Annotated in this window: 8 protein-coding genes and 1 pseudogene; 3 read left to right on the top strand and 6 right to left on the bottom strand. The window is 72.8% G+C overall.

The window, feature by feature from the left end; all coding sequences use genetic code 11:
* The first annotated feature begins 123 nt into the window (after positions 1-123).
* On the top strand, positions 124-3114 hold the full coding sequence (gene fxsT / locus RM779_RS02855; RefSeq protein ID WP_311615398.1) for an FxSxx-COOH system tetratricopeptide repeat protein: 2991 nt from the start codon (positions 124-126) through the stop codon (positions 3112-3114).
* Positions 3115-3170: 56 nt separating this feature from the next.
* Here the strand turns inward: fxsT and RM779_RS02850 are convergent, their stop codons facing one another.
* From RM779_RS02850 to RM779_RS02825, 6 genes and pseudogenes are all read right to left on the bottom strand, one after another.
* On the bottom strand, positions 3171-6998 hold the full coding sequence (locus RM779_RS02850) for a multifunctional oxoglutarate decarboxylase/oxoglutarate dehydrogenase thiamine pyrophosphate-binding subunit/dihydrolipoyllysine-residue succinyltransferase subunit (RefSeq protein ID WP_311615396.1): 3828 nt from the start codon (positions 6996-6998) through the stop codon (positions 3171-3173).
* Positions 6999-7318: 320 nt separating this feature from the next.
* Complete coding sequence (locus tag RM779_RS02845) at positions 7319-8365, bottom strand: HAMP domain-containing sensor histidine kinase (protein WP_311615480.1); 1047 nt, start codon at positions 8363-8365, stop codon at positions 7319-7321.
* 49 nt (positions 8366-8414) lie between these two features.
* Positions 8415-9263, bottom strand: a complete 849-nt coding sequence (locus RM779_RS02840) for a response regulator transcription factor (protein ID WP_394813200.1) — start codon at positions 9261-9263, stop codon at positions 8415-8417.
* Positions 9264-9395: 132 nt separating this feature from the next.
* Positions 9396-10124, bottom strand: a complete 729-nt coding sequence (locus RM779_RS02835; RefSeq protein WP_311615394.1) for a spermidine synthase family protein — start codon at positions 10122-10124, stop codon at positions 9396-9398.
* Between the two features lie 51 nt (positions 10125-10175).
* Positions 10176-10933 (bottom strand): annotated as a pseudogene (locus RM779_RS02830) (lysozyme).
* 144 nt (positions 10934-11077) lie between these two features.
* A complete protein-coding gene (locus RM779_RS02825; protein ID WP_311615392.1) occupies positions 11078-11962 on the bottom strand; it encodes a protein phosphatase 2C domain-containing protein in 885 nt (294 codons plus the stop codon).
* A gap of 362 nt (positions 11963-12324) precedes the next feature.
* Between RM779_RS02825 and RM779_RS02820 the strand changes: the two genes are divergently transcribed.
* Both RM779_RS02820 and RM779_RS02815 read left to right on the top strand, forming a co-directional pair.
* Positions 12325-14589 (top strand): sensor histidine kinase, encoded by a 2265-nt coding sequence (locus tag RM779_RS02820; RefSeq protein WP_311615390.1) that lies wholly within the window; start codon positions 12325-12327, stop codon positions 14587-14589.
* Entirely contained in the window at positions 14586-15077 is a 492-nt protein-coding gene (locus tag RM779_RS02815; protein WP_311615388.1) for a roadblock/LC7 domain-containing protein, read from the top strand. The genes RM779_RS02820 and RM779_RS02815 overlap by 4 nt, the downstream gene beginning before the upstream one ends.
* The last annotated feature ends 78 nt before the right edge of the window (positions 15078-15155 follow it).

Here is a 15155-nt window from a genome sequence, read left to right as displayed (position 1 = left end):
GGGCGAGCGTGATTAGGCGAGCGTGATTACCTGTCGTACCCGAGGTGTATGTTCCCAGCATGGACATCTGACGGACCGTCCGTAGCACGGGGGTCCGTCCGCAAGGACGAGGGAGACGGTCGGATGGCCGCAGAGGAGAGTCGCGTGCACAGCCCGCGGGTGACGGTCAGCTTCGCGGGGTTCAACCGGGCCTGGGCCGCCTGGATCGGGGACCGCCTGGAGCGGTTCGGCTGGCAGGTCATCTTCCAGCGGTGGAACCCGCCGGTCGAGGTCCCGCTCGACGTCGCGCTGCGCGACCTGCTGCTCGTCGAGGGCCGCATCCTGGTCGTGCTCAGCGACTGGTACTTCAAGCTCGGCCCGCGCACCGACGCCGAGTGGAATGTGGCGCTCCGCTCCGTCGTCGCCCCCAACGCCCACCGCTTCGCCGCCGTGTCCGTGGCCGCCGAGCCCATGCCCACGGCCGCCGCCGCCTTCGGCGGCACCACCGAGCTGTGGGGGATCGGTGCCAGGGAGGCCGAGCGCCGCCTGATGAACGTGCTGGGGCCCGCCCCCGGCGCCGTCTCCACCGCCACCCTGGGCGGCCGGGGCTCCCCCCGTTACCCGCACGACCAGCCCCACGTGTGGGGCGGCGTCCCCCGGCGCAATATCAGGTTCACCGGCCGCGAGGAGACCCTCCAGCACGTCTACGACCTCTTCCAGCGCGCCGAGCCGGGCGCCGGCGTCGCCACCCTCCTCGGCATGTCCGGCGTCGGCAAGACCCAGATCGCCGCCGAGTACGTCTACCGCTTCGGCTCCGAGTACGACATGGTCTGGTGGGTCCCGGCCGATCAGCGCGGCACCCTGCGGCAGCGCCTGGCCGAGCTGGCGCCCGCCCTCGGCCTCACCACGGGGCCCGAGTACGGCGAGCGGCTGCGCGCCGTGGGCGACGCCCTGCGCCGCGGCGATCCGTACCGCCGCTGGCTGATCGTCCTGGACGGCGCCGACGATCCCGGGCCCATCGCCGACCTGGTGCCCAGCGGCCCGGGCCACGTCATCATCACCTCGCAGAACCGCGAGTGGGCCGAGCACAACACGGCGCTGCACGAGGTCGCGGTCTACGACCGCGACGAGTCCGTCGCGTTCATCCGCCGCCGCGCCCCCCGCATCCCCTCCGACGACGCCGACGCCCTCGCCGCCGCGCTTGGCGACCTGCCGCTCGCCCTGGACCAGACGGCGGGCTGGCTCAGCGATTCGCAGATGTCCGTGGCCGAGTACATCGAGCTGCTGAGCAGCGGTTCCGACCTCGATGTGGGGCTGCGGGTGGCGGCCGACTTCCCGATGACGTACTACACCGCCTTCTCCATACTGCTGAACCGGCTGCGCGAGACGGTTCCCGAGGCGGTCGAGCTGCTGCGGCTCTGCGCCTACTTCGCGCCCGGCGCCATCCCGGTCCAGCTCGTCCGCGGCGTCCCCGCCGCCAGCCTGCCCGAGCAGCTGTCCGGGCTCATGGACGACTCCCTCCGGTGGAACGCGGCGATCAGCAAGCTCGTCCAGTACTCGGTGATCCGCTGGGACACGCCGGACGAGGAGAGCGACCCGGAGAACACCGGCACCATCCACGTGCACCGCATGGTCCACCAGACCGTGCGCGACGGCATGTCGAAGGACGACCAGGAGCTGTTCTCGCGCGCCGTGCGCCGCGCCCTGTCCGCCGCCAACCCGGGGCGGCCCTCCGACACCCGCCGCTGGTCCCGCTTCGCCAAGGTCGTGCCGCATCTGGACGCCTCGGGCGCCCTCACCAGCCGCGACGCGGACATGCACCAGCTGATCTTCCACTGCCTCAGCTACCTCTACCTGGCCGGCGAGTACAGCACCGGCATCCAGCTCGCGGAGCGCACGGAGCGCGCCTGGCGGCAGGTCTTCGGCCCGGACGACCCCCTGGTGTGGGACCTCGCCTCCCAGAAGGCCACGCTGCTGCGCGCCACCGGCGCCTACCGGCAGACGGAGCGCATCGACCGGCAGGTCATCGAGCGCCTCGGCGTCCACCGCAGCCCGCGCGACCTGACCGTGCTGCGGGCCGAGGAGGGCCTGGGCGCCGACCTCAGCGGCCAGGGCCGCTACGACGAGTCCTTGCGCGTCAACCAGCGGGTCTACGACACCTATCTGGAGCTGGTCGGTGAGCACGACCCCAGGACGCTCAACGCCCGGCACAATCTCGCGGCCTCCCTGCGCCTGCTCGGGCACTACGACGAGGCCCTGGCCGCCGACCGGCACAATCTCAGGGCCCGCCGCGAGCTGCACCGGCCCCGGCACACCCTCTCGCTCAACTCCGAGCACGACTACGCCCTCGACCTGCGCCTGCTCGGCCGCTACGGCGAGGCCCTGTCCGTCATGGAGAACAGCGTGCAGACGCACCGCCTCGTCATGGGCCGGGACAATCCGCAGACCATCACCGCCGAGCTGAATCTGGCGATGTGCGTCCTGCGTTCCGGCGACAGGGCCGCGGCCCACGCCCAGCTCTCCGCGCTCCTGGAGCGCGCCGAGCGCGTCCTCGGCGACACCTCGCCGCTCACCCAGGCCGTCGCCACCTGCTGCTCCTTCGTGCAGCGGGCCCACGGGCACCTCGACCTGGCCAGGGCGCTCGGCGAGCGCACCATGGAGCGGTACCGCACGGGCCTCGGCGAGCTGCACCCGTTCACCATCGGCTCCCGTACCAACCACGCGCTGGTGCTGCGCGCCGCCGGCGAGCGGCAGCAGTCGCTGCTGCTGATCGAGGAGTGCCTGGCCGACATGAGCGGCGCGCTCGGCGACGACCACCCCTGGACCCTCGGCATCGCGCTCAACACGGCGGCGGGGCGCAATCTGGAGGGCGACGTGGAGGGCGCCGTGGAGCTGAGCCGCGAGACGGTGCGCCGCGGCGTGGAGCGCCTCGGCCGCAAGCACCCGCTCGTGCTGTCCTCCCAGGTGGGGCTGGCCACCGATCTGCGCGGGCTGCGGCTGCGCGAGGAGGCGGCCAAGGTGGAGGAGGAGGCGCTGTCCGGCCTCATCTCCGGCCTCGGCTCCCAGCACGCGCACACCGTCAGCGCCCGCTCAAGGGTCAGGCCCCACTGGGACTTCGAGCCGCTGCTCACCTAGAAGTCGTCTTCGAGAGACGCACGAACGGGCCGGTGCGGCCTTGAGGCCGCGGCGGCTCAGATGTCGAACACCTCGTCCATCAGCGCCTGCTGCTCGGCCTGGTGACGCTTCGCCGAGCCGACCGCGGGCGAGGACGACGCCGAACGCGACACCCGCCGCAGCTGGTCTGTCCTGCCGAGCTGCTCCGCCAGGTTGAGCGCGATGAAGGGCCACGCGCCCTGGTTCGCCGGCTCCTCCTGCGCCCAGACGTAGGACTCCGCGTTCCCGTAACGGGCCAGCTCGGCCTGGATCTCGTCGGCGGGCAGCGGGTACAGCCGCTCCAGGCGGACCAGCGCCACGTCCTTCCTGCCGAGCTTCTCCCGCTCCGCCGCCAGCTCGTAGTAGACCTTGCCGGAGCACAGCGCGACCCTGCGGACGCCACCCGGGTCGACGGTGGTGTCACCGATGACCGGGCGGAAGCCGCCGGTGGTGAAGTCCTCCGCCGCGGACGTGGCCGCCTTCAGCCGCAGCATCCACTTCGGCGTGAAGACCACCAGCGGCTTGTGGTGCGGGTTGTGCACCTGCCAGCGCAGCAGGTGGAAGTAGTTCGCCGGGGTCGTCGGCATCGACACCGTCATGTTGTTCTGCGCGCACAGCTGGAGGAACCGCTCGATGCGGCCCGAGGAGTGGTCCGGGCCCTGCCCCTCGTAACCGTGCGGCAGCAGCAGCGTGACGCCCGAGGTCTGGCCCCACTTCTGCTCGGCCGAGGAGATGAACTCGTCGATGACGGTGGCCGCGCCGTTCGCGAAGTCGCCGAACTGCGCCTCCCACATCACCAGCGCCTCGGGCCTGGCCAGCGAGTACCCGTACTCGAAGCCCATGGCGGCGAACTCGCTCAGCAGCGAGTCGTACACGTTGAACCGGGCCTGGTCGTCCGACAGGTACAGCAGCGGGGTGTAGTCCTCGCCGGTCTTCCGGTCGATCAGCACCGAGTGGCGCTGCCCGAACGTGCCGCGCCGGGAGTCCTGCCCGGCCAGCCGCACCGGCGTGCCCTCCATCAGCAGGGAACCGATCGCCAGCAGCTCGCCCATCGCCCAGTCGATCGCGCCTTCCTCGACCATCGCGGCCCGCCGCTGGAGCTGCGGCAGCAGCCGCGGGTGCACGGTGATCCGCTCGGGGGTGTTGACCTGGGACTCGGCGATCCGCTTCACGACCTCGGCGCTCACGCCCGTCTCCACCGTCACCGGGAACTCCGGCTTGGGCGCGGTCACTTCGGCGGGAGCCGGGGTCACGGTGGCCTCGCGGACCTCCTTGAACACCTTCTCCAACTGCCCCTGGAAGTCCTGGAGCGCCTGCTCCGCCTCCTCAAGCGTGATGTCGCCGCGCCCGATCAGCGACTCGGTGTACAGCTTGCGCACCGAGCGCTTCTTGTCGATCAGGTCGTACATCAGGGGCTGCGTGAACGACGGGTTGTCCGTCTCGTTGTGCCCGCGGCGCCGGTAGCAGACGAGGTCGATCACGACGTCCTTGTTGAACGCCTGCCGGTACTCGAACGCCAGCCGCGCCACCCGGCACACGGCCTCCGGGTCGTCGCCGTTGACGTGGAAGATCGGCGCCTCGATCATGCGCGCCACGTCGGTGCAGTACGTGGAGGAACGGGCCGCCGCGGCCGTCGCGGTGTACCCCACCTGGTTGTTGATGACGACGTGGACCGTGCCGCCGGTGCGGTAGCCGCGCAGCTGCGACATGTTGAGCGTCTCGGCGACCACGCCCTGCCCGGCGAACGCGGCGTCGCCGTGGATCAGGATCGGCAGCACGGTGAAGTCCTTGCCGCCGCGGCCGATGATGTCCTGCTTGGCGCGGGAGACGCCCTCGACGATCGGGTCGACGGCCTCCAGGTGCGAGGGGTTGGCCGTGAGGGACACCTTGATCTGCTCGCCGGACAGGCCGGTGAACGTGCCCTCGGTGCCCAGGTGGTACTTCACGTCGCCCGAGCCGTGCATCGACTTCGGGTCCAGGTTGCCCTCGAACTCCCGGAAGATCTGGGCGTAGGACTTGCCCACGACGTTGGCCAGCACGTTGAGCCGGCCGCGGTGCGCCATGCCGATGACGACCTCGTCCAGCTTGTCGGCCGCGGCCTCGTCCAGCACCGAGTCGAGCAGCGGAATGACCGTTTCGCCGCCTTCGAGCGAGAAGCGCTTCTGCCCCACGTACTTCGTCTGGAGGAACGTCTCGAACGCCTCCGACGCGTTCAGCCGGCGGAGAATCCGCAGCTGCTCCTCACGCTCGGGCGGGGTGTGCGCGCGCTCCACCCGGTCCTGAATCCACTTCCGCTCCTTCGGGTCCTGGATGTGCATGTACTCGATGCCGGTGGTGCGGCAGTACGAGTCGCGCAGGACGCCCAGGATGTCCCGGAGCTTCAGCATGGACTTGCCCGCGAAGCCGCCGACCGCGAACTCCCGCTCCAGGTCCCACAGGGTGAGCCCGTGCTCCTTGATGTCCAGGTCGGGGTGCTTGCGCTGGCGGTACTCCAGCGGGTCGGTGTCGGCCATCAGGTGGCCGCGCACGCGGTAGGAGTGGATCAGGTCGAAGACGCGGGCGGCCTTGGTGACCTCGTCGTCGTGATTGACGTCGATGTCGCGGTGCCAGCGCACCGGCTCGTAGGGGATGCGCAGCGCCTCGAAGATGGCGTCGTAGAAGCCGTTCTCCCCGAGCAGGAGCTGGCTCATCAGCCGCAGGAACTCGCCCGAGGCCGCGCCCTGGATCACCCGGTGGTCGTAGGTGCTGGTCAGGGTCATGACCTTGGAGATGCCCAACCGGTTCAGCGTCTCCTGCGAGGTGCCCTGGAACTCGGCCGGGTACTCCATGGCGCCGACGCCCAGGATCAGGCCCTGGCCGGGCATCAGGCGCGGCACGGAGTGCACCGTGCCGATGCCGCCCGGGTTGGTCAGCGAGGCGGTGACCCCCGAGAAGTCCTCCATCGTCAGCTTGCCGGTGCGGGCGCGGCGGACGATGTCCTCGTAGGCCTGCCAGAACTCGAAGAAGGTCAGCGTCTCGGCCTTCTTGATGCCGGCGACGACCAGCTGCCTGTCCCCGTTCTCCTTGACCAGGTCGATGGCCAGACCGAGGTTGACGTGGGCCGGCTTGACCAGCGTCGGCTTGCCGTCCTTCTCGGCGAACGAGTGGTTCATCCCCGGCATCGCCTTCAGCGCCTGCACCATGGCGTAGCCGATGAGGTGCGTGAAGGACACCTTGCCGCCGCGGGCGCGCTTGAGGTGGTTGTTGATGACGATGCGGTTGTCGAACAGCAGCTTCACCGGGACCGCGCGGACCGAGGTGGCCGTGGGCAGGTCACGGGAGGCGTTCATATTCTTGGCGACGGCCGCGGCCGGGCCGCGCAGCGTGACCAGCTCGGGGCCCTCCGGAGCCCCGGCCCCGCCGTCGGCCGGCTTGGCGGCCGGCTTCCCGGCGGGCTTCGCGGCAGGCTTGGCCGCGGGCTTGGTCTCCGGCTTGGCCGGGGCCGGCTTCGCGGCCGCGGGAGCGGCTCCGGACGGGGCCCCGTCCGGAGCCTGGGACCTGGTCTCCGCCGGCTTTGCGGCGGTGGGCTTCGCGGCCGACTGTGCGGCGGCGGGCTTTGCGGCCGGCTGCGGCGGAGCCTGGGCGGTCCCGGCCGGGGCGGCGTCCGCGCCGTTCGCCCCCGGCTTCGTCCCGGCCGAGGCGTCGCCGCCCGGCTTGTAGTCGGCGAAGAAGTCCCACCAGGCACGGTCCACGGAGTTCGGGTCCTGGAGGTACTGCTGATAGATCTCGTCGACGAGCCATTCGTTGGCACCGAAACCGGCAGCAGGGTTCTTCCCTGAGCCTTGATCGGTTTCGACACTCGATGTGTTCGGGGACTGTGGCGACACGGCGGCAACCGCCCTCTTCCGCTTCGCAAGGGTCATGGACAGCGGAAATCAAGGCTACGCCCCTCGGGGGGTCCGGCGCAGTCCTCACCCGCCAGTCGTGGCCTACACCACATTCAGAAGGGGGTTTCAGGGCGGGAACCCGCGGGAAACGGATCAAGTTCGGCGCAAAACCGCAACGAAATGGTAATGACGGACCGCAAGGGCCACGGGCATCCGTTCATCTGCGCGGACGGCACGGACGGCCGGGCGGGCAGCACGGAGCAGGGCCGCTCGGGCCCGCCCGCGCCGCGGCGGCGCGGGGTCTCGGGAGCGACCCTACGTCAAATGTTTGCCTGTGCGTTACCTGGAAGGGTGAGCTGGATACGGCAGCCCCGCCGGGATTCGGCCACCCCGATCGTTCCGCCGTGCAGATCCACCGCCCAGCGGGCGATGGCGAGCCCGAGACCGGTGCCGCCGTCACGCGGCGTGACACCGTTCGTCGTGCCCCGGCCGAAGCGCTCGAAGACCAGCTCCCGCTGCGACCGCGGGATGCCGGGGCCCTCGTCGAGGACCTCGAGGACCAGCGCCCCCGGGCAGTGCCCCTGCCGCGCCTTCACGGTGACCTGGCCGCCGCGCGGGCTGTGCTTGACCGCGTTGTCGACGAGGTTGGTGACGACCTGGTCGAGCCGCTCCGGATCGGCGTGCGCGCGCAGCGACCCGGGCAGCACGTCGAGACGGAAGCGCACGTCGGTGCGGGCGTGGCCGCGGCGCAGCGCGACGGTGGCGTCGTTCAGCACGGCCGACAGGTAGGGCTCGACCTGGAAGCCGCGCGGCTGGAGGGGCACCACGCCGTCCTCAAGGCGGGAGAGGTCGAGCAGCTGTTCGACCAGCCGTCCGAGCCGCTCGGTCTGGCGCAGCGCGGTCGTCATCGTCTTCGGATCGGCCTCGGAGACGCCGTCCACCACGTTCTCCAGGACGGCCCGCAGGCCGGCGATCGGGGTGCGCAGCTCGTGGGAGACGTTGGCGACCAGCTCCTTGCGGTGCCGGTCCGCCGCCTGGAGGTCGGCGGCCATGCGGTTGAACGCGAGCGCCAGGTCGCCCAGCTCGTCGCGCCGGGCCACGCGGACCCGGCGCCCGTAGTCGCCGCGTGCCATGGCGCGGGCCGCGGAGGTCATCTCCAGGACCGGCGCCGCGAGGCTGTGCGCGACGAACTGGGTGACCAGCAGCGAGGCGATGATCGCGATGATCGCGATCACCTGGAGTCCGATGTCCGAGCGGTAGGCCATGAGGATCAGCAGCGTCGTGATCGCGACGGAGATGATCACGAGCCAGCCGAGGGCGGCCTTGACCGAACGGAAGGGGTCGAGCGGGCGCAGCACGCGCCACATCGTGGGCCACACCCGACCCCAGGAGGAGTGCCTGACCGGCTCGGACACGCTAGACCTCGTTGGCGGCCTGGGGCCGGGCGGGAGTCTCGCCCGCGAAACCGGGCGGCGTCTCCAGCGCGTACCCCACGCCGTGCACCGTGCGGATGCGCTCGGCGCCGATCTTCCGCCGCAGGGCCTTCACATGGCTGTCCACGGTCCTGGTCCCCGAGGCGTCCGCCCAGTCCCAGACCTCCGCGAGCAGCTGCTCGCGGGTGAGCACCGCGCGGGGCGAGCGGGCGAGGCACATGAGCAGGTCGAACTCGGTGGGGGTGAGGTGGATGTCCTTGCCGGCCGCCCTGACCCGCCGCTGGGTGCGGTCGATCTCCAGGTCCCCGAGCCGGACGCTGCCGGGGCGCGGGGTGGTGGCGGCGACGGCGGCGCGCTCGATCCGCCGCAGCAGCACGTGCGACCTGGCGACCAGCTCCCGCATGGAGAACGGCTTGGTCATGTAGTCGTCGGCGCCGACGCCGAGCCCGACGAGCATGTCGGTCTCGTCGTCGCGGGCGGTCAGCATCAGCACCGGCACCGGGCGCTGGGCCTGCACCCGGCGGCAGACCTCCAGGCCGTCGAAGCCGGGCAGCATGACATCGAGGATGAGCAGGTCGGGGTGCCAGGCGGTGGCGGTCTCGACGGCGGCGGGGCCGTCGGCCGCGGTCTGCACGAGGAAGCCCTCGGCGCGGAGCCGTGCGGCGATCGCCTCGACGATGGTGGGGTCGTCCTCGACCACCAGGACGCGTCGCTGGGCACCCGGGGTGGTCACCGTGGCGCTGTGGTGACCGGGACGCTCGGCCGCCGCGCCCGCCTCGGCGTGGCCGCCCGGCGCCGTTGCGGATGCTTTCTCCTGATGGTTGCGATCCACCGGAGGTGTTCTCATTTCTGTCTGATTCATGTGTCCCGCCCCCGGGATCGGTCCTGGGCCAGTCGGCTGGTTCTGGCCGTCGACGTGCTGATGAGCACTGTCGTCAGGGTAGAGCGCTCAGTCAGCCCGCGGCTACGCGGACTGCCTGGCGAGATGATGGCTGGCGAGAAAGAGCACGTCCGGAACGCCTCGGGCGACCGGCACTTCTCTGGTGCGAACGTTGCCGAACCCGGCATTGCGCAGATGTCGCGGGAAATCATCGGATGGCCGGGCGGACCAGATCGCCAGCACGCCCCCGGGCGCGAGCCGGTCGCGGCAGGCGGCCAGCCCGGCGGGGGAGTAGAGGCCGTCGTTGTCGGGGGTGACGGTCCAGTCCGGGCCGTTGTCGATGTCCAGGCAGAGGGCGTCGTAACGGGGGCCAGGCGCCCGTAGGTAGGACGCCAGTTCGGCGTGCACCAGTTCCGTGCGGGGGTCGTTCCGTGCGGCGTCGGTCAATCCGGCCAGCGGTCCCGCCAGGTGCCAGTCGATGATGGCCTGTTCGCGCTCCACGACGGTGATGCGCCCCCACCGAGGCTCGGCCGCGGCCTCGGCCAGGGAGAAGCCGACGCCGAGGCCGCCGATGAGCAGGGCCGGGGCCGCATGGCCGGCGTGGCCCGCGGGCGGGGGGACGGGCAGCTCGCCGAGGGCGGCGCTCACGAGCAGGCGCTCGGACCGGCCGTCCGAGGTGTCCATCAGGAAACAGCCGTTGGCGATGATCTGGAGCAACGCGCCGTGGCGGCGCAGCACCACCTCGCCGTGCGGCCCTTCCCTGCGGTCGAGCACGACCGGTCGGCTGTCGTCGGGGAACGGTGCGGGGGCCATGCGGGCCATTTTGGCGCATGGTCCCCGCGGACGCGGCGCGGCGGGGCGGTCTCAGCCGTTGGCGAGGGCGACGAGGCGGTCCCGCGCGCCGTTGAACAGATTGTGGTCGCCCACGATCGGGCCGGTGGAGGTGTACTGCCAGAAGGTGCAGAAGCCCCGGCCGTTCGGCAGGGTGCCGGGGGACGAGGCGTACCTGGCCATCCACAGCGGGTGGTTGTTCGCGAAGCCCGCGTAGTTGCCGGCGCAGGTGCGCCACCAGTCGGTGGTGGAGTAGATCACCGCGTGGCGGCCGGTGCGGTCGTGGTAGGTGTCGAGGAAGTCGCGTATCCAGTTGACCATCGCCGACTGGCCGAGTCCGTAACAGGTGGCGCCGCAGGGGTTGTACTCGATGTCGAGCACGCCCGGCAGGGTCTTGCCGTCCCGGGACCAGCCGCCGCCGTTGTCGGCGAAGAAGCTGGCCTGGGCGGCGCCGCTCGAATTGCCGGGCAGGGCGAAGTGGTGGGCCCCGCGGATCATGCCGGTGACGTAGGAGCCGTTGTACTGCTGGGCGAAGTACGGGTTCTCGTACGTGGTGCCCTCGGTGGCTTTGACGTAGGCCCAGCGCACGCCGCTGTTCCACAGGGACGATCAGTTGACGTTTCCCCCTGGTGGCTGGAGACGTCCACGCCCTCGACGGTGGCGAGCGGTGCCGTGTCGGGCCGGCCGCGGTACTCGCGGTCGCCGCCCTCGTGTTCGAGGACGGCGGAGCCCATCCAGGCGGAGCCGATCTCGGGGGTGTCCTCGGCGGCCGCGGCCCCGGGGACGGCCAATCCCCGGAACGGGTGGTGCGGAAGGGGCGAAGGCGCCGCCCTTGGTCGGACCGGTGATACCGGCGAACGCTTGTGCGTGCGGCGGTCGCTGCCGCGTCGCTTTCAGCCCTGAAACCGGGCCGGGCGGCGGCCAGGCCCGCCGGGTCACAGCCGGGCCAGGACCGCCGTCGCGTCGTCGTGGGCCTTGCCGCGCGGGAACGCGGCGCCGTCCGGGTCGGCCGCCTCCGCGGCCCGCACCTGACGGATGGCCTCCCGCGGCCCCGCGTCCGCGAGCAGCGCGAAGAGGTCGGCCCAGCCACCGAGGCGGAACGTTTCGACCCACCGGCCGAGGCCGTCCGTCAGCGCCGCCACCGAACGCACCGCGTCGCGCGCCACCGTGCCGGTGACCGCCAGGTCGGCCACCGCCGGATCGGCGGCGGCGGTGAAGAAACCGCCCTCCGCGTTGCGCAGGCTCTCGATCCACGCCGCCCGCCGCTCGCGCGGCAACCGCCGCGCGGCCGGGCGCAGATCGTCGAGGCGGGTGTCGAGGACGGGGCGCACGGACCCGTCCGCACCCTCGATCAGCAGCACCGAATCGGACAGCACCAGGTACTCGACCTCCCGTGCGTCCCAGCGCGCACACACCACCGTGGCCTGCGGAGTTCGGGGGTGAGAAAGGTCACAGGCCGTCCGATGGGCGTCCGCGGAACGGGAGATGGCGTCGGCGAGGCAGGCGCGCAGCGACGACTCCCGCGCGGTGGCGCACCGTTCGAGCAGTGCCCCGCCCAGGCGTGCGGCAAACCACGCGACGCCGTGCGCGCAGCCGCCGGGCGGGCCCCCGCCCGGTTCTGCGCCCGGGACAGCGCCCGGTTCCGCGCCCGGGGCCGCGTCCGCACCCGGGTCCGCGTCCGCGGCGGGAACCTGAGGGCCCGTCACTCCGTCGAGGAGGACGAGGGCCCCGCCGTCGCCACCCGCGGGCACGGCCAGGGCCGCGAAGTCCTCGTTGGGGCGGCCGGGGACGCCCGGCTCGGTGGCGGCCTGGATGCACATGGTGATCAGTCTGCCGTAGGCTGGTATTTGTCACCGAATGCGGGGGTAACACCGGTTCGACGGCGGGCCGGAAGCGGATCTTGCCAGGAGCCACGGCGGAATTCCAGTCGAATCCGCGACCCCGGAGCGGCGGATTCCGGCCTCGGCTTGTCCGCCAACTCCGGGTGTTGTTCACTCCTTCGGGTGGCCGGTCGGGGGGAACGCCCCCCTGCCCTGTCGGCGCTGGCAAGGTCGGTGCCCACGTGACGAGAATGCGAGCACAGGTGCGGAAGAAGAAACTGCACGGCCCCGCCGACCCGTCTCCTTCCGCACCGTCAGGCTCCCGCGCAGGCTCCCGGGCGCGTGCGGCACGCGGACGGCGCGTGCGGGTGCGCAGCCGGCTGCTCGGCGGGGTGCTGCTGACCGGCATCGCGGTGTCCGCCGCGGGGGCGCCGGCGCTGCACGCCGCCGTCTCGGAGCTGACGAACGCTTCGGAGCTGGTGTCGGATGCCGACCTCGGGCGCCGGGTGGTCTCCCTCTCGCACGTGCTGGCCGACGAGCGCGACGCACTGGTCGTCGCGCTGGCCGCGGGCGATCCGGCGGCGCTGCAAGGGGCGTTGACCGACGACGCCCGCGCCCGCGCGGACCGCGCGGCCGGCTCGCTGCCGGATGACGCGGGCGAGCAGGTGCACCGCGGCCTCGACGCGTTGCCCGCCACCCGCGAGCGCGCCCTGGCCGGGGAGAGCAACCCCGCCGAGACCTTCGCGGACTACACCGCCCTCATCGAGGACCTGGACGCCGTCTTCCGCGACGTCAGCCGCTCGGGCGCAGGCGCGGCGGGCGACCCCGCGGGCGACGCCCTGCCCGACCTGGCCCGCGCCGTTCACTCCTCCTCCGCCGCCCGCGGCCTGCTGCTCGCGGGCCTGTCGGGCGAGGGCGAGCAGGCCGAACTGACGGCGCTGGCCCAGCGCGAGGCCGTGCGCGAGGAGGCCGCGCTCGCCGACTTCGCGGCCACCGCGGGCACCGAGGCCGCGGAGTCCTACGAACGGACCGTCACGGGCCCCGAGGCCGAGGCGGCGGAGGAGTACCTCGCCGTCCTCACCGACGCCCCCGTGCTCACCGAGGAGGACCGCGCGCTCGACCCGGCCGAGGTGCACGACGTCCTGCTCGCGCGCACCGGCCAGCAGCGCGGCGTGCTGTCCTCGCTGGCCGCCGAGCGCGCCGACCACCTGGAGGGGCGGCGCGGCGACAGCCTCACCGACCTTCAGCTGACGGGCGGTCTGGTGGCCGTGGCCCTGCTGCTCGCCACCGTCGTCAGCGTGCACACCGCCAGGTCCCTCACCCGCCCGCTGGCCGCCGTGCGCCTGGGCACGCGCCGGGTGGCCGCCGACCCGGCGGGGCAGGACCCGGTCAAGTTCACCGGGCGGAACGACGAGTTCGCCGAGGTCGTCGCCTCCGTCAACACGCTGCGGGCCCGCACCGTCGCCCTCCAGGAGCAGGCGGTGCGCGCGGCGGACGAGGCGGCGGTGGCCGAGCGCGACAGCGGCGGGCTGCGCGCCGAGCGGGACCGGCTGCTGGCCGAGCAGGGCGAGTTGAACGCACGCCTCGCCGCGCTGCACGGCGCGGTGCACGGGATGTTCGCGCATCACGCGGAGCGGCTGCTCGCGCTGATCGGGGAGCAACTCGCGGTCATCGAGGGCCTGGAGGAGCACGAGACGGACCCGGACCGGCTGGCCGTGCTGTTCTCCCTCGACCACCTCGCCGCGCGCGTGCGGCGGCACGGGGAGAATCTGCTGCTGCTCGCCGGGGCGGAGCCGGTCGTGCAGCTCGGGGACCCGATCCCGCTGATCGACGTGGCGCGGGCGGCCGTCAGCGAAATAGAGCTGTACGAGCTGGTGGAGACCACCCCGCCGCCCCCGCCGGCGCGCCTGGTGGCCGCCGCGGCCCGCGACGTCAGCCACCTGCTCGCCGAGCTGCTGGACAACGCGACCGCGTTCTCCCCGGCCGGGACGCGCGTGCGGCTGACCGCGCGCTGGGCGGAGGGCGAGCTGCTGTTCTCGGTGGAGGACGAGGGTTTCGGCCTGGCCGCCGACCGCGTCGCCGAGCTGAACGCGCGGCTGGCCGACCCGGTCACCCCGCCGCCCGGCGCCGACGGTGCGCACGGCGGGTCGGGCATCGGCATGGGCCTGTACACGGTGGCCAGGCTGGCCGCGCGGCACGGCCTGCGCTGCTGGCTCGCCGCCCGCCCGGGCGGGGGCACGCTCGCACAGGTCGTGGTGCCCGGCACGCTCGTCGAGGCCCTGCCGGAGACGTACGCGGGCGATCCGCAGACCACCGGTTCCTTCCCCCTGTCGCCCGCCGACTCGGGCGCGGTGCCGATGGCCGTACCCGGACCGTTCCCCGAGCACGCGCGGGCGGACGACACCACGCCGCGGACGGACGGGATCACGGACAGCGGCCTGCCGCGGCGCGGGCGCGCCGCGGGACCGGCCGCCGCCGTGCCCGCGCAGGAGCGGGCGCGCGCCGTGGACGCGGAGGAGCTGCGCCGGCGCCTCGGCGGTTTCCAGCGCGGCGCGCGCGACGGGCACCGGGACGCCGCCCAGGCGCCGGGCCACCCGGGCGAGCCAGGAGAGGGGACATGGTCATGACCTCACAGACCCGCACGCCGCCCCCCGGCGCGCCCAGCAGCCAGGGCGGGAACGATCTGCGGTGGCTGCTGTCCCGCCTGGTGGGGGACGTGCCCGGCATGCTGTCGGTCGCCGTCGTCTCGGCGGACGGCCTGCTGCTGCTGTCGTCCGAGCCGGACCGCGCCACGGCGCGCCGCCACCCGGTGAAGGGCCCGATGGGGGCCGCGGCCGACCTGGCCACGGTCGTCTCCGGGCTCGGCAGTCTGACGTCGGGCGCCGCGACGCTGATGGACGGGGGCCGGGTCAGGCAGACGCTGGTCGCCATGGAAACGGGGAACCTGCTGGTCATGTCGATCAGCGACGGTTCGCTGCTCGGCGCGTACACGACGCCGGACGCCGATATCAGCGCGGTGGCCTACCACATGGCGCTGTTCGTCGGCAGGGCCGGTCACCTGCTCACGCCCGAGCTGCGGGCTGAGCTGCGCAGGACGGGCCCGCGCGGCCGGTAACCCTCACCCGGCCGTGGGCTCGGCCGCGGGCGCGGACCTTCGCCCGGCTGCGGTCCCTGACTCGGCCGCGATCCCGGC

The sequence above is a fragment of the Streptomyces johnsoniae genome, assembly GCF_031845565.1.
GTDB classification, from domain to species: Bacteria; Actinomycetota; Actinomycetes; order Streptomycetales; family Streptomycetaceae; genus Streptomyces; species Streptomyces johnsoniae.
This window is presented reverse-complemented; position numbering and strand designations above follow the sequence as displayed.